This is a genomic window from Virgibacillus indicus, assembly GCF_002266285.1.
In the GTDB taxonomy this organism is placed as follows: domain Bacteria; phylum Bacillota; class Bacilli; order Bacillales; family Amphibacillaceae; genus Virgibacillus_K; species Virgibacillus_K indicus.
Window position 1 is genome coordinate 155,391 of record NZ_NPMS01000006.1, and the last position, 22,392, is coordinate 177,782.

At 41.2% G+C, this 22,392-nt stretch carries 19 protein-coding genes; 9 read left to right on the forward strand and 10 right to left on the reverse strand.

Translation table 11 applies throughout. From position 1 onward, the window contains the following. Nucleotides 1-205: 205 nt before the first annotated feature. Nucleotides 206-1,297 carry a branched-chain amino acid aminotransferase gene (locus CIL03_RS13465; RefSeq protein WP_094886384.1) on the reverse strand — a complete coding sequence of 364 codons (1,092 nt, stop codon included), beginning with the start codon at nt 1,295-1,297 and terminating at the stop codon, nt 206-208. Between the two features lie 199 nt (nt 1,298-1,496). Between CIL03_RS13465 and ilvD the strand changes: the two genes are divergently transcribed. The 9 genes from ilvD to ilvA all read left to right on the forward strand — a co-directional run bounded on the left by ilvD (nt 1,497) and on the right by ilvA (nt 13,410). Next, on the forward strand, nt 1,497-3,182 hold the full coding sequence (gene ilvD, locus CIL03_RS13470; protein WP_094886385.1) for a dihydroxy-acid dehydratase: 1,686 nt from the start codon (nt 1,497-1,499) through the stop codon (nt 3,180-3,182). A 677-nt stretch (nt 3,183-3,859) separates the two neighbouring features. Next, the gene (gene ilvB / locus CIL03_RS13475; RefSeq protein ID WP_094886386.1) at nt 3,860-5,581 is read left to right on the forward strand and encodes a biosynthetic-type acetolactate synthase large subunit; all 1,722 of its coding nucleotides are present in this window, start codon (nt 3,860-3,862) and stop codon (nt 5,579-5,581) included. Beyond that, nucleotides 5,578-6,099 (forward strand): acetolactate synthase small subunit, encoded by a 522-nt coding sequence (gene ilvN / locus CIL03_RS13480; RefSeq protein WP_094886387.1) that lies wholly within the window; start codon nt 5,578-5,580, stop codon nt 6,097-6,099. Before ilvB ends, ilvN begins: the two co-directional genes overlap by 4 nt. A 64-nt stretch (nt 6,100-6,163) precedes the next feature. Beyond that, nucleotides 6,164-7,207 (forward strand): ketol-acid reductoisomerase, encoded by a 1,044-nt coding sequence (gene ilvC, locus CIL03_RS13485; RefSeq protein WP_094886388.1) that lies wholly within the window; start codon nt 6,164-6,166, stop codon nt 7,205-7,207. After that, nucleotides 7,194-8,741 carry a 2-isopropylmalate synthase gene (locus CIL03_RS13490; RefSeq protein ID WP_094886389.1) on the forward strand — a complete coding sequence of 516 codons (1,548 nt, stop codon included), beginning with the start codon at nt 7,194-7,196 and terminating at the stop codon, nt 8,739-8,741. The genes ilvC and CIL03_RS13490 overlap by 14 nt, the downstream gene beginning before the upstream one ends. A 244-nt stretch (nt 8,742-8,985) precedes the next feature. Further along, the gene (gene leuB, locus CIL03_RS13495; protein WP_094886390.1) at nt 8,986-10,092 is read left to right on the forward strand and encodes a 3-isopropylmalate dehydrogenase; all 1,107 of its coding nucleotides are present in this window, start codon (nt 8,986-8,988) and stop codon (nt 10,090-10,092) included. A gap of 15 nt (nt 10,093-10,107) precedes the next feature. Next, complete coding sequence (leuC, locus tag CIL03_RS13500; protein ID WP_094886391.1) at nt 10,108-11,514, forward strand: 3-isopropylmalate dehydratase large subunit; 1,407 nt, start codon at nt 10,108-10,110, stop codon at nt 11,512-11,514. A gap of 12 nt (nt 11,515-11,526) precedes the next feature. Beyond that, entirely contained in the window at nt 11,527-12,108 is a 582-nt protein-coding gene (gene leuD, locus CIL03_RS13505) for a 3-isopropylmalate dehydratase small subunit (RefSeq protein ID WP_094886392.1), read from the forward strand. Between the two features lie 354 nt (nt 12,109-12,462). Then, the gene (gene ilvA, locus CIL03_RS13510) at nt 12,463-13,410 is read left to right on the forward strand and encodes a threonine ammonia-lyase (RefSeq protein ID WP_094886393.1); all 948 of its coding nucleotides are present in this window, start codon (nt 12,463-12,465) and stop codon (nt 13,408-13,410) included. 93 nt (nt 13,411-13,503) lie between these two features. Here ilvA and CIL03_RS13515 read toward each other — a convergent pair whose 3' ends face one another. The 9 genes from CIL03_RS13515 to CIL03_RS13555 all read right to left on the reverse strand — a co-directional run bounded on the left by CIL03_RS13515 (nt 13,504) and on the right by CIL03_RS13555 (nt 22,255). Next, complete coding sequence (locus CIL03_RS13515) at nt 13,504-13,782, reverse strand: hypothetical protein (protein WP_094886394.1); 279 nt, start codon at nt 13,780-13,782, stop codon at nt 13,504-13,506. A 99-nt stretch (nt 13,783-13,881) separates the two neighbouring features. Then, nucleotides 13,882-15,573: a DUF6044 family protein gene (locus CIL03_RS13520; protein ID WP_094886395.1), complete on the reverse strand. Its 1,692-nt coding sequence runs from the start codon at nt 15,571-15,573 to the stop codon at nt 13,882-13,884. Then, a complete protein-coding gene (rffA, locus tag CIL03_RS13525) occupies nt 15,536-16,669 on the reverse strand; it encodes a dTDP-4-amino-4,6-dideoxygalactose transaminase (protein ID WP_094886396.1) in 1,134 nt (377 codons plus the stop codon). Before rffA ends, CIL03_RS13520 begins: the two co-directional genes overlap by 38 nt. Nucleotides 16,670-16,674: 5 nt before the next feature. Further along, the gene (locus CIL03_RS13530; protein WP_094886397.1) at nt 16,675-17,031 is read right to left on the reverse strand and encodes an EamA family transporter; all 357 of its coding nucleotides are present in this window, start codon (nt 17,029-17,031) and stop codon (nt 16,675-16,677) included. A gap of 3 nt (nt 17,032-17,034) precedes the next feature. Continuing rightward, a complete protein-coding gene (locus CIL03_RS13535) occupies nt 17,035-17,721 on the reverse strand; it encodes a GNAT family N-acetyltransferase (RefSeq protein WP_094886470.1) in 687 nt (228 codons plus the stop codon). 162 nt (nt 17,722-17,883) lie between these two features. Then, nucleotides 17,884-18,891, reverse strand: a complete 1,008-nt coding sequence (locus CIL03_RS13540; RefSeq protein WP_094886398.1) for a glycosyltransferase family 2 protein — start codon at nt 18,889-18,891, stop codon at nt 17,884-17,886. Next, complete coding sequence (gene rfbB / locus CIL03_RS13545) at nt 18,870-19,904, reverse strand: dTDP-glucose 4,6-dehydratase (protein ID WP_094886399.1); 1,035 nt, start codon at nt 19,902-19,904, stop codon at nt 18,870-18,872. The genes CIL03_RS13540 and rfbB overlap by 22 nt, the downstream gene beginning before the upstream one ends. Continuing rightward, nucleotides 19,897-20,829 (reverse strand): glucose-1-phosphate thymidylyltransferase RfbA, encoded by a 933-nt coding sequence (rfbA, locus tag CIL03_RS13550; protein ID WP_094886400.1) that lies wholly within the window; start codon nt 20,827-20,829, stop codon nt 19,897-19,899. Before rfbA ends, rfbB begins: the two co-directional genes overlap by 8 nt. Nucleotides 20,830-21,100: 271 nt before the next feature. Then, complete coding sequence (locus CIL03_RS13555; RefSeq protein ID WP_094886401.1) at nt 21,101-22,255, reverse strand: acyl-CoA dehydrogenase family protein; 1,155 nt, start codon at nt 22,253-22,255, stop codon at nt 21,101-21,103. Nucleotides 22,256-22,392: the final 137 nt, after the last annotated feature.

Here is a 22,392-nt window from a genome sequence, read left to right on the forward strand (position 1 = left end):
ACCAGCGTTCGATATGATAGGAAAAAAGACAATGATAGAAAATGGAGAGAATAGCAGTACAGGATTTTGAGGGAACCCAGGAAATGTAAGTGGGAAATGAAGAAAAGTCCTCGGCAGGAAACTGCACTATATTTTAATGTAAAAAATATAACCCCCTGGGTACTTCCTCATTGAAGTACAGGGGGTTAATGTTTGTTTAATTGCATTAACGCTTCACTCTTACTGGTTCATTCACTTTTTCAATCCAATTAAATGGATCTTTTTCTTTTCCGTACTGAATATTTGTTAGTGTATCATAAATGTTTTTAGATAATTCACCAGTGTTTCCATTATTGATCACCAGGTGTTCCAGATTCCAGGTTAACTGACCAATTGGGGAAATAACTGCAGCAGTCCCTGCACCAAATGCTTCTTCCAGCAATCCATCCTTATAGGCCTGATGCAGTTCATCAATGCTAATCTTTCTTTCAACTACCGGGATATTCCAATGCTTTAACAGCTGAATCACTGAATTTCTTGTAACACCTTCCAAAATACTTCCATTCAAAGCAGGAGTTACTACTTCTCCATTAATTTTAAAGAACACATTCATGCTGCCAACTTCTTCAATATATTTCTTCTCAACACCGTCCAGCCATAAAACTTGAGCGTAGCCTTCTTTTGCACTGACTTCTTGCGCTTTAAGGCTTGATGCATAGTTTCCGCCTGTTTTAGCTTCACCGGTTCCGCCAACTACTGCGCGGACATACTGATTTTCCACAGCAATTTTTACAGGATTAATTCCTTCTTTGTAATACGCACCTACAGGGGATAAAATAACGATAAATTTATAATGGCGTGATGGTGCAACGCCTAAATAAGGTTCCGTAGAAATAATAAATGGCCGTATATACAAAGATGTTCCTTCCGTACTTGGAATCCAGTCTTTTTCCAATGCTACAAGCTGCTTGATTGCTTTTAAAGCAAATTTCTCATCGATCGGCGGAATACAAAGCCGGTCGTTTGAACGGTTAAGCCGTTGCAGGTTTCTTTCCGGACGGAACAATTGTGCATCGCCATCGGGTGTAAGATATGCCTTTAATCCTTCAAATACTGATTGCCCATAATGAAAGATCATGGATGATGGATCAACCATTAACGGCTGATATGGTAAAATTTCCGCATTATGCCACCCCAATGGATCCGAATATTCCATGACAAACATATGATCCGTAAAGGTTCTTCCAAATTCCAGCTGATCCGTTTTTGGCTTTTCTTTCTTAGTTGTACTTAACTCCACACGAATGGTCTGTTCCATGGCATTGTCTCCTTGTTGTAAAAAGTTCTATCTATCATAAAGTATTTTTTATATTAACGCAAGAGTTAAATTATTTAGATTTTTCGGGATGCCATATCCAGTATGGCATTCCACTGATTTTCAAGTTCGAAAAAAATTAATATATTGAACTATAGAAAAATTAAGCATATAATAATCCGAAAGAAAGGTGTGAATTTATATGGATAAAGATTTGCGTATAAAAAGTCAGGTGTTCAGTGATGGTACGATGAGGGCACCTAACCGTGCAATGCTTCGCGCTGTTGGTGTAACCGATGAGGATTTTAAGAAACCGATGATTGGTATTGCCAGCACATGGAGTGAGGTGACGCCATGCAATATACATATTGATGATCTCGCCATCAGTGCTAAAAAAGCTGCCAGAGAAGCAGGTGGTGTTCCGTTGATTTTCAATACAATCACAGTTTCAGATGGTATTTCCATGGGGACCCAAGGGATGCGCTACTCACTTCCGAGCCGTGATGTTATTGCAGATTCGATAGAAACAGTTGTCGGAGCTGAAAACTTGGATGGCCTTGTTGCGATTGGAGGCTGTGATAAAAATATTCCTGGATGTATGATCGCAATTGCGAATTCTGAAGTTCCAGCAGTTTTCGTTTATGGTGGTACAATTGCACCTGGAAACCTCAATGGAAAAGATATTGATCTTGTTTCTGTATTTGAGGGTGTAGGGAAGCATAATAATGGGGATATCGATGATAATGAATTACGTTCAATCGAGTGCAGTGCCTGCCCTGGAGCTGGTTCATGCGGCGGGATGTATACTGCAAACACAATGGCTTCAGCAATGGAAGCGATGGGAATGAGTCTCCCTGGAAGCTCATCTAATCCTGCTGAGTCCGGGGAAAAAGCGAAGGACTGTGCTGCTGCAGGAGATGCTGTTTACCACTTGCTTGAAAAAGGAATTTTCCCAAAAGACATTATGACAAAAGAAGCGTTTGAAAATGCGATTACTGTTGTTATGGCACTTGGCGGGTCTACTAACGCAATTCTGCATCTGCTTTCAATCGCACATGCCATTGAAGTTGATTTGAAAATTGAGGATTTCAACCGAATGCAGGAAAAAGTTCCACATCTTGCTGATTTAAAACCAAGCGGAAGATATGTAATGCAGGATCTGCACCGGGTTGGCGGTGTACAAGCCGTTATGAAATATCTATATGAAGAAGGCTATTTACATGGAGACTGTATGACCGTAACGGGAAAAACTGTTGCAGAGAATCTGGCTGATGCACCGTCCTTGAAAGAAGGACAGGATGTTATCATGCCAGTGGATCAGCCGAAACGAAAAGATGGACCGTTGATTGTTTTAAAAGGGAATTTATCTCCAACCGGTGCAGTTGCAAAGGTTTCCGGAGTAAAAGTAAGCCGCCATACTGGACCTGCACGTGTATATGATACGGAAAAAGAAGCTACTGCTGCTGTTATGGCAAATGAGATTAACGAAGGGGATGTATTGGTAATCCGCTATGTTGGACCTAAGGGCGGACCAGGTATGCCTGAGATGCTTTCTATTTCCAGTATTCTTGTAGGGAAAGGGTTAGGCGAAAAAGTTGCTTTATTAACAGACGGAAGATTTTCTGGTGGTACCCATGGCCTTGTTGTGGGACATATTTCTCCGGAAGCACAGGACGGTGGTCCAATTGCCTTCCTGAAAGAAGGAGATCTTGTAACAATCGATTCCGATGAAAAAGTTATTTCCATGGACGTTTCCGATGAAGAATTGGAAAATCGCCGTAAGGGCTGGAAAGCACCGGAACTTTACAAAAAAGGTATTTTAGGAAAATATGCACATAATGTCTCCTGCTCTTCCAAAGGAGCAGTAACTGACTTTTTAACAAAATAGCTTGCTTATAAATGACTCCGGTCTGCTGCTGGAGTCATTTTACTTTCAAAAATCAAAATGTAATATATTTGTAATATTCAATATATCGCAATAATTCCCTCATTCTATCAACGATGTAAGCGGATTCAAATTATCCGATAAATCTAAAGTGTCAAAATACTTTTAAAAAACTTTCATAAACCTGTTGACCTTTTCGTAAAATCATTATATGATTATCCGCAATATATCAATTTGATAAATCACAAAAGTAACAACTTAAAATGTATAAAAAATTGTCTGACTAACGAAAAAAATTTAATAATAGTAATTCGATGACGGGAAAAAAAGAACATGTCCCATGTATTTGCAGAGATCCGGGGTTGCTGGAAGCCCGGAAATACATATTGTTCTGACATCATCCCTGAGTGCTGAGTTGAACAGTTGATTCTAATTAGACTTGGCCAGGTGCTTTTTCGCTGCACCTGTTATCCATGATGGCTGACAACAGCTAATGAGGCAGTATTCGCAAGGATGCTGTAAACCTGGGTGGTACCGTGAAAAGATGACGCTTTTCTCCCCAATAATTCTGGATTTACGCAGATTTTATGGGGAGAGAAGGGTCTTTTTTGTTTATGGTGTCAGAAAAGTGTAACAAATTTGTTCTGAAAAGTTTGTAAATTTAAAGGAGGTATGTAGCAGTGAAAGCTGTGGCTAAACAGGAAGTGCAACTGAAGGAGGAATTGGGGACCGGGGCAGATTTATTAATTAAAGCTTTGGTGGACGCGAAGGTTGAAAAAGTTTTTGGATATCCAGGAGGAGCCGTTTTACCAATCTATGATGCCATGTTCCGTCATGAATTCCCTTTTGAACATATTCTTTTCCGTCATGAACAAGGAACGATTCATGCTGCTGAAGGGTATGCAAGAGTTACAGGAAAGCCCGGTGTTGTCATTGCTACTTCAGGACCGGGAGCAACAAACCTGATTACCGGAATAACGGATGCAATGATGGATTCACTGCCGCTTGTGATTTTTACGGGTCAGGTTGGTCAAAGTGTGATTGGAACAGATGCCTTCCAGGAAGCGGATGTGATGGGATTAACAACACCTATTACAAAATACAATTATCAGGTGCAGAATATCGCAGATCTGCCAAGAATCGTAAATGAAGCTTTTCATATAGCAACAACCGGACGGCCGGGACCGGTGCTGATCGATATCCCGAAAAACATATCGGCTGGAGCAACTGATGGGGAATATGATAATAGCTTTGAAGTGCCAGGCTATCAGCCAACGGTAAATCCGAACCCAATGCAAATCAGAAAACTGGCAAATGCACTGAGTCAGTCAAAAAAGCCGGTACTTTTAGCAGGAGCAGGTGTAACGATTGCTGATGCTTCTGATGAACTGACTGCATTTGCAGAAAAATATCAGCTTCCAGTAGTCAATACACTGCTTGGGCTTGGAAGCTTTCCAGGAAGTCATCCACTATCCTTGGGAATGGGCGGAATGCATGGAACTTATACAGCAAACATGGCGATCTATGAGGCAGACCTGCTGATTAACATTGGTGCAAGATTTGATGATCGGCTGACAGGAAAAATCTCCAGTTTTGCTCCAGAAGCAAAGGTAGCTCATATTGATATTGATCCTGCAGAAATCGGTAAAAACATTACAACCGAAATTCCGGTTGTAGCAGATGCGAAGCGGGCATTGCTGGCATTGCTGAACGGTGAACTGAATGGACCGGATAATAAGGAATGGCTGGAAAAATTGGAAGCAAATAAAAAGGAATATCCATTATGGTATGACCATTCCGATGAATTGATTTCACCACAATGGCTGATTGAACAAATCCACCAGGCTTCTAAAGGGGAAGCGATTGTTGCCACAGATGTTGGCCAGCACCAGATGTGGGCGGCGCAATTTTATCATTTTAATAAACCGCATAATTGGATTACATCTGGAGGGCTCGGAACAATGGGCTTTGGCCTGCCGGCAGCAATCGGTGCACAAATCGGAAGACCAGATGATACGGTAATTTCAATCCTTGGTGATGGCGGTGTACAGATGACCATCCAGGAGCTGGCGGTTATGAATGATTTAAATCTTCCAGTTAAAGTTTTTATCGTAAATAATGAAGCATTAGGCATGGTTAGACAATGGCAGGAAAAATTCCATGGGGAAAGATATTCCAGTTCATTGCTTACAAAAAACCCTGACTTCCTGAAAATTGCCGAGGGTTATGGGATAAGAGGAATCAAAGTGGATAAAGAGAAGGATGTTCCAGCAGTACTTGAAGATATCTTCTCCTATGATGGGCCTGTTGTAGTTGATTGCAGAATCAGCTGGAAGGAAAAAGTATTTCCAATGATTGCACCAGGCAAAGGAATCAATGAAATGATAGGGGTGACAAGATGAAACGCATTATAACCTGTACAGTCCAGGACCGGGGCGGTGTATTAAACCGCATTACCGGAATGTTTTACAAACGGCAGTTCAATATTGAAAGTATTACAGTCGGCGTATCTGAAATTGAAGGATTATCCAAAATGACATTTGTCGTCGAAATCAGCGATGACCAAAAACTTGAACAGCTGACAAAACAATTAAACAAGCAAATTGATGTAATCAAAGTATCTGATATTACAGATAAAGCAATTGTTGCAAGGGAACTGGCACTAGTTAAGGTAAATGCAGGGAATCAGTCCCGTGCGGAAATTCAAGGAATTATTACACCATTCCGCGGTACAGTTATTGACGTAAGCAAGGATACCCTGACAATTCAGGTAACCGGAAAATCAGATAAGGTGGATGCGCTCATTTCTTTGTTGAAACCTTATGGAATTAAAGAAATATCGAGAACAGGTGTAACGGCTTTGCTAAGAGGGCAGCAGTCATCCCAGCAAGTAGTTGAAGTGAATTCATTTCCGGTTTAAATCCGGAAATCTATAATAATCAAGGGAAAAGCAGCTAATTTATAAATGGAGAGGGAGATTAATAATGGCAAAAGTACTATACGAAAAAGATATTCAAAAAGAGGTATTACAGGAAAAGAAAGTTGCGGTAGTAGGATACGGATCACAAGGTCATGCACATGCACAAAACCTCCGGGACAGTGGCTATGATGTAGTTGTTGGACTTCGCCCAGGGAAGTCACAGGAAAAAGCAGAACAGGATGGCTTCGAAGTATTATCCGTTGCGGACGCAGTTAAAGCATCAGACGTTGTTATGGTGCTTTTGCCGGATGAACAACAGCCAAAAGTATATTACGAAAGCATTCAAGCTAATCTGAAACCAGGAAGTGCAATTGCTTTTGCACATGGCTTTAATATTCATTTCACACAAGTAGTTCCACCATTGGATGTTGATGTATTTCTTGTAGCACCAAAAGGACCTGGTCATTTGGTACGCCGCACATATGAAGAAGGAGCTGGAGTACCTGCACTTTACGGAGTGTATCAGGACGTTACTGGAAAAGCCAAGGAATTAGCCCTTGCATACTCACAAGGTATTGGAGCAGCCAGAGCCGGGGTTCTTGAAACTACCTTCCAGGAAGAAACGGAAACAGATCTGTTTGGTGAGCAGGCAGTACTATGCGGAGGAGTAACAAGCTTAATCAAAGCAGGCTTTGAAACATTAACGGAAGCCGGTTACCAGCCAGAGGTTGCTTACTTCGAATGTATGCACGAAATGAAATTAATTGTGGATTTGCTGTACGAGGGCGGTCTTGAAAATATGCGTTATTCGATTTCCGATACAGCACAATGGGGTGACTTTGTTTCCGGACCTCGTGTCGTTAATGATGAAACAAAAGCTAGAATGAAAGAAATTCTTTCAGATATTCAAAAAGGAAAATTCGCTAAAGGATGGATTCTTGAAAACCAAGCAGGTCGTCCACAATTCAACGCAATCAATACACAGGAAAATAAACACCTGATCGAAACTGTCGGAAGGGAGTTACGTGATTTAATGCCTTTTGTAAAAAACCCACTGCATGGAAAACAAAACAAGCAAAAGGATGTGAAAGAACATGTCACGAATTAAGATTTTCGATACAACTTTGCGAGATGGGGAGCAGTCGCCAGGGGTCAATCTGAATCAGCTTGAAAAATTGGAAATTGCAAAACAGCTGGAACGCTTTGGAGTAGACAGAATGGAGGCAGGTTTTCCTGCTTCCTCCAAAGGAGAGTTCAATGCAGTAAAAGCAATTGCTGATAACATCAAGGATACCTCAGTTATCGCACTGGCAAGAACAGTGAAATCCGATGTGGATGCTGCCTGGGAAGCATTGAAAGGAGCAGCTGAACCAAGTGTGCACCTATTCCTGGCTACTTCCCCTATTCATATGACTTATAAACTGAAGAAGACGCCGGAACAGGTAATCGACACGGCAGTTGATATGGTCACATATGCGAAGCAGAAATTTTCAACCATTGAGTGGTCTGCAGAGGATGCAACCAGATCTGACTGGAATTTCCTGGCCCAAATCATTGAGCGTGTAATTGATGCGGGAGCAACAGTTATAAACTTGCCAGACACGGTTGGCTATACGACACCAGATGAATATGGAAGGCTTTTCCGATATATCAGGGAAACTGTTCCAAATATTGATCGTGTCAGCCTATCCTGTCATTGCCATAATGACCTGGGTATGGCTGTTGCAAACTCGATTGCGGCAGTCGAAAATGGAGCGACACAGGTGGAAGGAACAATCAATGGCATTGGAGAGCGTGCAGGGAATGCAGCACTTGAGGAAATTGCAGTAGCCTTGAAAATACGTTCTGATTTTTACCCGTATGAAACAGGTCTTCAGTTAAAAGAGATTAAACGCACAAGTGACCTGATTGCCAAACTTACTGGCATGCATGTTCAGGCAAATAAGGCTGTAATTGGCAGAAATGCATTTTCCCATGAATCCGGAATCCATCAGGACGGTGTGCTTAAAAACGCCTCAACCTATGAAATTATCACACCGGAAATGGTTGGGGTAAACTCTAACACATTATTCCTTGGAAAACATTCAGGAAAGCATGCGTTTAAAGATAAAGTTAAAGAACTAGGCTACCAATTATCGGAAGAAAAATTGAAGGAAGCTTTTGATTCTTTTAAAAAATTAACCGATCGTAAAAAAGAAGTGACAGATGATGATTTATTTACAATCCTAATGGAAATTCAAACAGATACATCAGCAGTAAATAAATATAAGCTGGAAATGTTCCAGGTGCAGTATGGAACTGCAAATATTCCGACTGCCACAGTGGCTCTGAAAAAACCATCTGGCGAAAAGGTGGAAGCAGCTTCTACCGGCCAGGGAAGTGTTGAAGCATTATATCGCACATTGGATAATTTGATTGAAGAAGATCTGAAACTGGTAGATTATCAAATTAGTTCTGTCGGCGGTGGAAAAGATGCACTTGCCGAGTCACGAGTTCAGCTTTTTGTAAATGGCGAGCCGGTGAACGGCAGGGGAACAGCACAGGATGTCATCGAAGCATCGGCAAATGCATTTATTAATGCAGTTAACCGCTATATTATACAGAAAAATTCATCTGTATTAAAGCAGGCGGTTAAATCATAACGATTAAGTGAAGTTGCTCTGAGGTTGAGAGAGTTGCATGAAAAGTTGAGAGACAGTCGATAAAAGTTGAGAGAAAATACCCATAGTTGAGAGACAATCCTTAAAAGTTAAGAGAAACCGGTGAATGATCAAGTTATCTCCCAACTCTGCCGGAATATCTCTCAACCCGACGGAGCTATCTCTCAACTTCCAATAAAAACTCAGAACAATCTGATATTAATAACTAAAATGAGGAGGGGAGTTTATGAATAAGCAAATTATTCTACTTCCAGGTGACGGTGTAGGAAAGGAAATAATGGAATCAGCAAAACTGGTTTTAAATGTTGTCGCAAGTGAATATGAACATAACTTTACATTTCATCAGCATGCCATTGGTGGTGACGCTATTGATAACTTTGGCACACCATTACCGGAAGATACCATTAATGCATGTCAGCAGGCTGATGCGGTATTGCTTGGTGCTGTTGGGGGTAAGAAATGGGACTCCCTTCCAGGGCATATGAGACCTGAAAAAGGATTGCTGGGAATTCGCAAAAAATTAGGCTTGTTTGCCAATTTGCGCCCGGTACAGGGCTTTTCGCCATTGCTTCATGCATCTCCATTAAAAGAGGAAGTCATTAACGGAAGTGATATTTTAATCATCCGCGAATTGACAGGCGGACTTTATTTCGGTCAGCCAAGTGAACGTCGGGATAACGGGAAGACGGTCGTGGATACCCTGTATTACACTCGCGAAGAAATGGAGCGGATTATTGATAAAGGATTCCAGAGTGCACGAATCAGAAACAAACATTTAACATCCGTTGATAAAGCAAATGTCTTGGAATCAAGCAGAATGTGGCGTGAAATTGTAAATGAAAAAAGCAAGGAGTATCCGGATGTAGTCGTTGATCATCTGCTTGTAGATGCAGCAGCTATGAAGCTGATCACTCGTCCTAATCAGTTTGATGTCATTGTTACGGAAAACTTATTTGGGGATATTTTAAGTGACGAAGCCTCTGTTCTTACGGGATCTCTCGGAATGCTGCCATCAGCAAGCATTCGACGTGACGGAGTTGGGCTTTATGAGCCTGTTCATGGCTCGGCGCCAGATATTGCCGGTAAAGGGATTGCCAATCCACTTGGCATGATCTTGTCAGCTGCCATGATGCTGAAGTATTCCTTTGGGATGGAAGAGGAAGCGGCAGAGGTGGAAGAAGCCGTTCATGAAACACTTGAGCAAGGCTTTCATACCGAGGATTTGGATATCAAGGGCGGCAAAAAAGTAAGTACAACAGAAATGACAGAAATTGTAGTGGAAAACCTGACGACGAAAAGTGTTTCCAACAGTATTTGCAGTATGTATGCATAAAGTGAGGTGGAGAAAATGGGGAAACCGGAAACCATTGTTGATAAAATTTGGAAAAAACATGAGGTGCATAAGGAAGAGGGGCGTCCGGACTTACTTTATATAGACCTTCATCTGGTCCATGAAGTAACGTCCCCTCAGGCTTTTGAGGGCTTAAGGATTAATAACAGAAAAGTTCGCCGGCCCGATTTAACGTATGCTACGATGGATCACAATGTGCCTACAAAAAATCGGGATGTCATCAAAGATCAGGTTGCTCAAAATCAGATGGAAACATTAAAAAAGAACTGTGAGGACAACGGAATCAAATTAGCTGATATGTACCATCCGGATCAGGGAATTGTGCATGTAATCGGCCCACAGCTAGGATTGACACAGCCTGGAAAAACAATTGTGTGTGGTGACAGTCATACATCAACACATGGAGCATTTGGTGCACTGGCATTTGGGATTGGCACAAGTGAAGTGGAGCATGTACTGGCAACACAAACGATTTGGCAGGAAAGACCGAAAACAATGCAGGTAAAAGTGGAAGGTGACCTTGGACCAGGAGTAACAGCAAAAGATTTAATCCTGGCAATCATCTCTAAATTCGGTGTTCGATTTGGAACTGGCTATGTACTTGAATATACTGGTGAGGCTGTCCGGAATCTGTCTATGGAAGGACGTATGACGGTCTGCAATATGTCAATCGAGGCAGGAGCTAGAGCAGGATTGATCAGTCCTGATGAAACAACAGTAGAATTTTTGAAGGGAAAAGAATATGTTCCAGAGGGTGAAGCTTTTGACGAATTAGCGGAAGAATGGCTTCAGCTGGCTACAGATCATGATGCTGTATATGATAAAACAGTCACGATTAATGCCGAGGAAATTGAACCACAGGTATCCTGGGGAACGAATCCTGGTATGTGTGTACCTGTAAATGGAACCACTCCTGATCTGAATGAGGTGGACTACAGGGAAGACGTAGAGCGTGCGCTTGAATATATGGGACTTGAACAAAATCAGCCGATTACTTCGATTGAAATTGACCATGTATTTATCGGCTCCTGTACGAATTCCCGCTTGAGTGATCTGCAAAAAGCAGCAGCAATCGTTAAGGGCAAGCAGGTAAAATCAGGCGTAAGAGCAATTGTCGTTCCTGGTTCATTCAGCATTAAACTGCAGGCTGAAAAGGAAGGCCTTGATACTATTTTTAAAGACGCTGGTTTTGAATGGCGAGAAGCCGGCTGCAGCATGTGTCTGGCCATGAATGATGATGTTGTTCCAATAGGCGGCAGATGTGCATCAACCTCAAACAGGAACTTTGAAGGAAGACAGGGAAATGGTGCCCGTACACATCTGGTAAGCCCGGAAATGGCGGCAGCAGCTGCAATCGAAGGACATTTTGTAGACGTCCGAAAATATGCAGAATTGGTTGGTTAGGAGGCTGAAGCAATGGAAGCAATTAATACACATAAAGGTTTGGTTTACCCATTAAACCGAACAAATATTGATACAGACCAGATTATACCAAAGCAATTTTTAAAACGAATTGAACGGACGGGGTTTGGCCAATTTTTATTTTATCACTGGCGTTTTGATGATGATGGAAATAAGCGCAGTGATTTCAGTTTAAATAACGCTGAATATCAGGGTGCATCCATTCTTCTGGCAGGTGAAAACTTTGGCTGCGGTTCTTCTAGAGAGCATGCACCGTGGGCACTTGCGGACTATGGATTCAGGGTAATCATCGCACCAAGCTTTGCTGATATTTTTTACAATAACTCATTAAAAAACGGGATTATTCCTATCAAAATTGCTGAATCGGAGCTAGATGAATGGATGAAGGCAGCTGAAGATTCACAATTGGTATTGGATGTGAATCTGGAAAACCAAAGCATCACGGATGGAAATGGCAAGGAGATACATTTTGATATTCCAGAGTATCATAAAGAAAAACTGCTGAATGGCTGGGATGACATTGATTTGACATTGCATCAGGAAGCGAAAATTTCAGCCTATGAAGCAGCCAGATAGAACAAAGGCGCAAGCGCCCGTTTAGCGACGTACGGACTGGACTGAACCGCAGGAGATAAAGGAAACACGGCGACCGTAGGAAGCCGATGTTGACTTTCACCACAAGGGTATAAGTGCGACTAAGCCTCTGGTTCCACCAATCGGCAAGTCTTCTTTATCGTACGGAGGTGAGGGAAGTTCGCTAGTCGCTGGGCGCTGGAGCCGGACGTGGCTGATTTGGTTGTTTATTTATCCACAGGTCAAAAATTTTATAATTTCCTATTCAAGAACAAAAGAACTTAATTAATTACACATATCAAGGAGAGTGGATCCATTGGGGATTGCGGCTTAACTGGTGAAAAAGTTCATACTGCGATGGAGAGAATTTCTTCCATCGTTCACCGTACACCACTATTAACATCGGAAACGACCAATAATTTGGTTGGGAAACAGGTATATTTTAAAATGGAAAACCAGCAGAAGACAGGTGCATTTAAATTCAGGGGTGCATCGTTCAAACTCATGCAGCTGTCCAAAGAAGAGCTGAAAAGAGGCGTAATCACTGCTTCTGCTGGAAACCATGCGCAAGGAGTCGCACATGCAGCTGCGAAGCTTGGTGCTAAAGCAACGATATTTATGGCAGAGAAAACACCACTTGCCAAGGTAAATGCTACCCTAAATTATGGGGCAGAGGTTGTCTTAACAGGTGAGACATTCCAGGAAGCATATGAAGCTTCACTTAAAAGGCAAATGCAGACTGGAGCTGTCTACATTCACCCATTTGATGATTTTGATGTGATGGCAGGCCAGGGTACAATTGCTATGGAACTGTTGAGACAGGAAGACCGTATTGACACGATTCTTGTTCCAATTGGCGGTGGCGGACTGATCAGTGGTATTGCTGTTGCTGCAAAATATGTGAATCGTAAAATGAAAGTGATTGGCGTTCAGGCAGAGGGAGCGTCTGCCATGTATCAAAGTTATAAAAGCGACAGGGTGAAAAACCTGAAGGAAGTAGACACGATTGCGGAAGGTATTGCTGTTAAGCAGCCAGGTAAAAAAACTCTGCCTATAATTCGGGAATATGTTGATGACATAATAACCGTAACAGATGAGGAAATTGCTTCAGCTATTATCTACATGCTTGAGCGAAACAAAACATTAATCGAAGGTGCGGGTGCAGCAGCAATTGCCGCACTGTTCGCCCATCATAAACAAATTAAATCCAGGCATTGTGGTGTTATCATCAGTGGCGGAAATATGGATATTGGTACCATGACGAAGATACAAAGAATGGCTGAAAGACTGAACCACACGGCATAACATTCTCAATTGATAGAAGAAGACGGCCGGAATTCATGCGTTTGTCAGCATGTATTCCGGCCGTTTTTGAAGTATGAAGCTAAGCTGCAGATATTATGTTCGCTGAGAGTATAATTCGCGGAGCTTTTTCTCATGCTGAAGCGTTTTACTTGAAAGAAAGTCGACCGTTTCCTGTGTTTCCCGCAGTTCCACAGTTTTAGCATCAAGCTTAATTTCAAGGCGATCAAACCGTTCATCCATCCGATTTTCCAGATTCTCAAATCGCTGATCGATTTTCTCAAACTTCTCATCAATTTTCTCGAACTTCTCATCGATTTTTTTAGAAAAGTCATTAAGTGCACCAAGTATAGCCTGCAGTTCTGTTTGTTCCATATTTTTTCACCTCCTGTACAAGCAATTATAAGCTATAATTTTAAATAATGAAAGTGCTGATTAAATAAAAGGCGGGACAGCATAAAACAATTTATGCTGTCATCCCACCCGATAAACCCAAATCTTCCAAGGCAAATCTTCTTTTACAAAACTTTCTTCAAATTCAAGGCCGTTCTCCTTATAATTTTCGATAGGAACCGCTGAAAAAATATAATCCCCGCCCAAATCCTTTAGTGCTTCGGTATCAATATTTAGGTTTTCAATCGCCTTATCACTGTTTTTCGTGAACATATAATTTTTGCCAAGTTCGTCAGTGTACATGTATAATCTGCCGCCCCATGTATCAAAGTAGCTTTTAATCTCGGAATTTTTCTCCAGCTCTGGTGCGACAATCTCTCTGAACTTATGCTTATATTCCAATGGGAAGGAGTTATTATACGTATCCAGTGTGTGAAATCCATTGTACTGGGCAATTGTTGGATGCATGCCAATACTGACTATACGGTAATCGGATTGATCCTTGTCAATAGATTCCTCAATTTCTTCAAAGAGCTCTTCTGCATAAAATTCTTTAAAGGTTGGTGTACCTATTTGACTGTATTTATTTTCTTCATTTAATACAAATACATGGAAGCATTGCATTACGATTAATGCAATTGCAAGAACTTTCCCAAACCGCAGATGTTTCCAGAAGACCAACAATGCCAAGGCAAAGCAGATATACCAGATAGCTGGATCAAAAAAGTGAACCCTGCTGAAATTGAATGTATTGACAACCATAATCTGATCCTTGATCACCCGCAAGCCTTCCCAGTACCAAAAAGCATACCACAATGAAAGCACTGCATTTGCAAGGAAAAAAACAAGCAGCATTTTTGGTTTTAAATTCCGATAGGCAGCAACCAGAAAGGCGATCCCGACCACAGGGAGTATAACCGTTGTATGTACAGCCATATCGTGGGTATGTCCATTCACAAAATTATGCACAAATAAATCAAATGTCCCCGCAAGATCCTTGTGACCTAGGCTCAGTTCCTCCCGATGTGATGTAAAGCCTGAGTCAAAAAACATCGAAGAGATAAGCAAATAATTTTTGATTATATATATGGTCGTCATTAAAGCCAGACTTGTAAAAAATGTCCAGTTGCTCATTTTTTTCCTTATCCAGTCAATGATCCAAAGTACACCCATTACTCCAAGAAAGAAAACCATTGTCAGTACAAAATTGGAGAAAAAAGGGAAGATAGTCAGTACTGCCCAGTATCCTTTTGGGGTTTGCCTCCCAAACTTCCGGATTGTTAAAAAGACAAAAAGAATCAAAGGCAGGCCGGCGATTGACAGCATACCTGATGGCCAAAAAGGGAGCATGGCGAATGCAAGTGCTGCTCCGGCAGGAATCCAGTCAGGTTTTTCTGTTGGCAGGATAAAATTTTTCAATAATAAATACATCCCGAAAAGAGCCGCAATGCGCATGATTGTCTGCCCGATTATATAGGCAGTCATTGGCTCATACATGATGTAAAGCCAAACCATTGCATCAAGTCCAGAGGCTAGCGCACTTCTGGGCAGACCATTAATCACATTCGGGAGTGCTGTATCTGTCAGGGCGAAAATCTGTCCACTTTCAACAAGCAGCTTATACCAGACAATATTGGAATCGAGATTGTCATGAACGCGGATATGTGTGTTCTCACCAAGGATATAATAGGGAAGCAAATACCCGATAAGAACAAGAAATCCCAAGAAAAAGTATTTATGCTTCATAAAATTTGTGTATCGTATTGACCACATGATGGACTGCCTCTTCTCCTATTCGGTAATATATTGGCAAACGAACAATTCTTTTACTTCCAACGGTTGTAAACCGGTCACTGCCCGAAAACTTTCCAAATTTTCTTCCTGCATAAGCGGAATGAAGCGGCACATAATGTGATACTGCCATAATCCCATTTTCATCAAGGAAATCGAGCAGCCCAGAACGTTCTTCCTCATCCTTTGTCTTTATATAAAACATATGACCATTGTGTATGCATTCATCTGGAACAGAAGGCCCGGAAATTTTCCCAGCACCCACTAAGTCTTTGAGCCCTTCTTGGTAAAGTTTCCAGGTGCTCAAACGATCTTCATTTATTTCATCTGCATACCTTAGCTGAACAAAAAGATATGCAGCGTTGATTTCGCTTAATAAATAAGAGGAACCAATATCGCGCCAGGTGTATTTATCGACCCTGCCACGGATGAACTGGGATCGGTTCGTTCCTTTTTCCTGCAATATTTCCGCACGTTCAATGGAATCCTTGTCATTAATCAGAAGTGCTCCTCCTTCACCACAGGAATAATTTTTTGTTTCATGAAAACTGATTGTGCCAAAATGGCCAATCGTACCAAGCGGCTGGTCCTTATAGGTGCTCATCAACCCTTGAGCCGCATCCTCAATAACCCATATATTATTTTCTACTGCAATTTTCATGATTTCATCCATATCACAGGAGATTCCTGCATAATGAACAATGACAACAGCTTTTGTATTTTCGGTTACAGCCGCTTCGATTTGAACAGGATCAATATTCATCGTATCCGGATTCACATCAACAAAACGCAATGCCGCACCGCGAAGTGCATAGGCATTGGCTGTGGAAACAAAGGTATAGGATGGCAGAATCACCTCATCACCAGGAACTAGATCGATTAATAATGCAGTCATTTCGAGTGCTGCAGTACATGATGGGGTGAGTAGAGCCTTTTTGCAATTGAGATTATCCTCCAGCCATTTTGTGCATTTTTTCCCAAAAGGACCATTCCCGGAATGCTTATTCTGTCCTGTAATCACCTTTTCGATTGCCTTTGCTTCCTCCCCAATAACACAGGGTTTATTAAAAGGAATCAAATTTATCACCTCATCACAATAATTCCTAATACAATCAGTGAAAAGCCGATAACTTTTTGCGTGGAAACCGGCTCACCAAATAAAAATGCCGAAAGTACAAACACAAGCACAAACGACAGGCTCATGAATGGATAGGCATAGCTGATATCAAATTTCGTCATGGCTGCCATCCAGGAGAGTGCTGCCAGGAATGCTGCAAGAAAGCCGGAAATGATCCATGGATTCAACAGCAGCTGGAGAAGAAATGTGAATTTTTCAATCCAGGTATCCGGCAATGCACCATATTGATCGATTTTCCATTTTAAAATTAATTGACCGTAAACGGTAAAAAATATTGTTCCGAAAATATAAAAATATCCCATCTATTACACTCCAACCGGAAGGGAACCATTTAATTTATGATAAACATCGATGGTGCTTTTTAATCGAAACCCGAGAGAAATAAATAAGTTGAGTGAAGCTACATTCGATGGGGAAATCGATGTTCTTAATTCATCATATCCTTGCTTGAATTGTTCCTCGACGCAGTGACTGGTGAAAGCTTTTGCCAGCCCTTTGCTTCTGTATTCCTTATTCATGCCAAGCAATAGAATTTTATCATCTTCATGGGCAAAAAAACCTGCCAGTTTTCCTTCATAATTCAGGGCAACAATCAAATCTTTTTCAATCAGATCACCTACCCAATTCATATACCGTCTATCGGCCATAAATGAAGGGATATTAAAATCACGGTGAAACCGTCCTGTAGAAAATGCCTCCTCCGCAATCTGAATTATTTCATCATGATCAAAATCCTGTGACAGGCTTATTCCTTCCCTTGAAAAAACTTGCAGGTTTTCTTTTTTGCAAACAGGCTCTGTTAAAGTGTCCACATAATAAAAACCATATTTCTTCAGCAATTCAGTATTGTCAAAGGGGTCTACCTTTAATGTGAAGTGGCCCTCCACCTCATTTGTTTGATGTAATGCTGCTTCGGTATGCTCTGTCAGTTCGTATGTTTCTACATGAAAATTCCGCTTATCCCAAGGCGTGGGCTCTAAATAGTTTTCCATCAAATCAGCTCCATTCATCTGTTTCTTCTTTCTCGAAATAAGGAATTATAAAATATCCAGCAACTTATTACTTGAACATTAACAGCCACGTCCAGCTCCAGCGCCCAGCAACTATCAAACTTCACACTCCTCCACTACGATAAGTCAACATCGGCTCGTACCTCACCGTGTTTCCTTTATCTCATTTCGGTGTGCTCCAGTTTGTACGTTGCTAACCGGGCACTTCCGCTTTTGTATCTCCCCGGTTGTTTCCCGAATCAGGTAGAGCGGCCGGTTTTTCGTTTCATTAAATACTTTGCCAATATACAAACCGAGGATTCCAAAATTGCAAAACATTAAACCACCGATAAAAAAGATGGAAACCATTACACTGGTCCACCCCTGTACAGGCACATCGAGGAAAAAGTATCTTGCAATTAAATATAAACCATAAAGAAAGGAAAGACTTGCGATCAGAAATCCAAATTGAATTGACAGCCGCAGTGGTTTATTCGATTGGGAGATAACTGCATCTGTTGCAAGGCTTATCAGTTTTTTTATATTATAGGATGTTTTACCTTCTTTGCGTTCATTATGTTCAATCGCTACAGTAGCTGTTTTATACCCCATCCATTGGATAAATAATGGGAAAAAGCGATTCTGCTCACGCATTTTTCTGAATCCATGAACGACTTTTCTGGCACTGATGCTGAAGTTAGCAACCGTATGGTCTGATTTACCCCCTGTGAAATAGTCGTAAACTCGGTAAAAAATACTAGAAGATTTTCGCTTGAGCCATTTATCCTGGCGCACTACCCGTTTTCCGAAAACCACTTCATATCCTTCCATTGCTTTTTTATACAATGTAGAAATTTCTTCGGGGCGGTCCTGCAGATCACAATCCATTACAACGACCCAATCACCAAACGCATGATCAAGACCGGCAGTTATTGCATGATGCTGGCCGAAATTACGTGCAAGATCATATCCTTTAATCCGCGAATCCTCTGAACTCAATTGTTTGATCACTTCCCAGGCATCGTCCGGGCTTGCATCATTTACTAATATAATTTCCAGTTGGGCCGGGATTTGTTCAATTGTTGTTATAATACGGCTGCAAAGTTCCTTTAAACAGGTTTTGCAGCCGTAAACAGGAATAACGATTGAAATTAAGGGGTTGGAAGTTTCCATTTATTCACATACCATTCTACTGTTTTTCTAATTCCCGATGCTAAAGGTTCTGTTGCATCCCAGCCCAAATCTTTTCTTAGTTTTGTATCGTCAACTGCATATCTTCTGTCATGCCCAAGCCGGTCTTCTGTATAGGTGATCAGGTCTTTAAAGCTTGTTAACGAAAATTTCTCTTTTATGTCCGGCTCAATTTCATCAAGGATTTCACAGATTTTTTCTGCGATTTCAATATTAGTTTTTTCATTATTGCCCCCGATATTATATATTTCCTGAGGAGCAGCTCTATGATAGATTTGATCCAATGCAATGCAGTGATCACCGACATAAAGCCAGTCGCGGATATTTTTCCCATCTCCATAGATTGGAATGGACTCGCCAGACAGGGCCTTTGAAATGATGGTAGGGATAAGCTTTTCCTCATGCTGCCTTGGGCCATAGTTATTGGAGCTGCTTGAGATTACCACATTCATTTCATACGTATAGCCAAAGCTTTTAGCGAGCATATTTGCGCTTGCTTTTGATGCACTATAAGGATTACGAGGATCATAAGGTGTAGTTTCATTGAATTTCCCTGTTTCTCCAAGTGAGCCATATACTTCGTCTGTTGAAATTTGGTGAAAGCGTCTTTCGGTCAGGACACCTTTCTTTACCCAATCACTTCTTGCTGCCTGCAAAAGTACCATGGTGCCGAGGACATTCGATCTAACGAATTCCGTTGCATCCTTTATTGATCTGTCAACATGTGATTCTGCAGCGAAATGGATGACTCCATCAATATTGTAATCATTGAAAATAGCCTTTATTAACTGTTCATCAGCAATATCACCATGGATAAAATGATAGTTTTTCAGATTCTCTACTTCGTTTAAATTTTCCTTAGTACCTGCATATGTGAGCTTATCTACATTCAGCAGCAGTTTATCGGGATATTTTTTCATAAAATACGTAATAAAGTTTGAACCAATAAAGCCCGCTCCTCCTGTGACAAGTAAGGTTGGTTGATGTTTATTCATTTTCCACCAGTCCCAGTATTGGATTTCTGTCTATGGATTCCCAATATTGCTGGTTATGTTCACGTTCAGCGATCTCCAGCAGATACTGTCCATAATCATTTTTCGCCATCGACATGCCTTTTTCATATATTGCATCTTTTGAGATGTAGCCCAAATAAAATGCTATCTCCTCCAGGCATGCCAGCTTGAAGCCCTGCCTCTGCTGTGTGATTTTTACAAACTCAGAAGCTTCGAATAAGGATTCATGTGTACCGGCATCCATCCAGGCAAAGCCTCTTCCAAGCAGTTCCACATCCAGCTGCCCAAATTTCAAATATTGCTTGTTCAAATCGGTAATCTCCAGCTCACCTCTGGATGAAGGTTTGAGTTTCTTAGCAATGCTTACTGCTTTATGATCGTATATATATAAGCCAGTAACGGCAAAATCAGATTTCGGATGCTCCGGTTTTTCCTCAAGGGAAACCACTTTTTGATTATGATCAAATTCAACGACACCGAATCTTCGTGCATCTTTTACCCGATAGCCAAATACTGTTGCATGCTTATGATTCTTAATAGCTTCACGGAATAATGTTGTAAACCCCTGACCGTAAAAAATATTATCACCCAGCATTAATGCAACAGGTTCATTGTCAATGAAGTCTTCGGAAAGTGTGAGTGCCTCTGGTATTCCATTTGGATTCGACTGCTCACGGTAACTGATGGAAATTCCCAGGTCTGAACCATCGCCAAGCAACGCTTCAAATCGAGACTTATCCTCAGGTGTGCTGATAATCATAATTTCTTTAATCCCGCCAAGCATTAAAACGGAGAGCGGATAATATATCATTGGTTTATCAAAAACGGCTAGTAAATGTTTATTTATGCTGTCAGTACTAGGTGATAATCTCGTACCACTTCCTCCAGCAAGAATAATTCCTTTCATTTGCTTCACCCCGTTTTCGGAGTACTTTAAATATACTCCGGATTTTGTTGGAATTTTATTGTAACCTATAAACTATGTTACCCGCTTTTGCGCAGGAGATATCTTACAATCGTATTTCAATTTTATTTCATGTGGAAGGGGAGGGGAGAGGGTGACAGGATTTCATATTTGGGGAAAACTACCATCTGTCCGAGACCGGGGATATCCGTTCACAAAAAACCCGAACCACTTAAGGTTCGGGTAATGAATTTTTATGAATGAAATCTATCCATTAATCTCTATCCTCAATACTTTTCCCGGCCAGCTGCATTATTGTCATGTCATCCATCGGCGGGTTATGAAGGCCTGCCCGCACATCACGGTAATAGCGCTGCAGTGGATTTTTTCTTGACAGACTCCGAGCGCCAGCAACACGCATGGCTAGATCAACTGCTTCTACCGCTTTATTCACAACAGAAAGCTTCGCTGCGCCCAACTCAGTTTTCATCGATTGCCTTATTTCTTTACTGCTTTCATCCAATTTTTTTGCAACACTATAGAGGAAGTTTTCACTTTCCATAAGCAGCAGCTCGATTTCACCAAGTTTTTGCCTGACATTTGGCAATTCTGAGATGGTTCCCTTAATGCTGTTCGGCGAGTAGGTTGTGGCAAAGTCAACTGCATACCGCTGAGCTGCCCGTGCGATTCCGAGATAACATGCGGGAATATGCAATAACCATCCAGCGGCAGGTTTGTTTCCAGGTGTTAGATATTCAACGAGATTATCCTTTTCAACTCGTACATTTTCAAGCACAAGATCATGACTTCCGGTTGCCCGCATTGCAATGGAATCCCAGGTTTCATCGACTGTCACACCGGCAAGCTTTCGTTTTATGAGAAAATTTCCTACTTGATCTGTCCCATCAATACCGGCACTTACTACAAAATAATCTAAAATTGGAGCGAGTGTAGTAAACGTTTTCCGTCCATTTAAAATCCAACCGTTATCTTCCTCTCTGGCTGTGGTTTCCGGTTTTCCACCACGCGTTGGACTCCCGGTTGCAGGTTCAGATGCTGCATTATTTAAGAGTGCACCATTATTTATTACATCAGCTGCAAATGCTTTGTATTTTTCATCAGGCCATACTTGATTTTCACCAAGATATTTCGTTATTCCCATATGCCATCCGACGGAAAGGGCTGTCGACCCATCGGCCATTGCTATCGTTTCCTGTAATTTCAGCAGTTCATATAGAGATATGCCCAGACCTCCATATTTTTTTGGCACCGTTAAAGCAGGATAGCCAATCGCTTTTAATTCCTTAAAATTATCAAAAGGAAAGGATCCTTCCTCATCATGTTTTTCTGCCCTGTCCCTAAAAGGTTTTACAGTCTTCTTCATTAATTCGATACGATCCTCTGTATTTTTAAGCTCATGAAGTTTCATTAAAAGTCCTCCTTTAAATAATTCTTATAAAAACAGTCGGGTTTCTATCTAATATTATTTCACTACAACAGGAAAAGTTCAATTTTTATAATTTTTTATAATTTTTTTCTATATTAAATGAAAAAATTCTAAGTCTA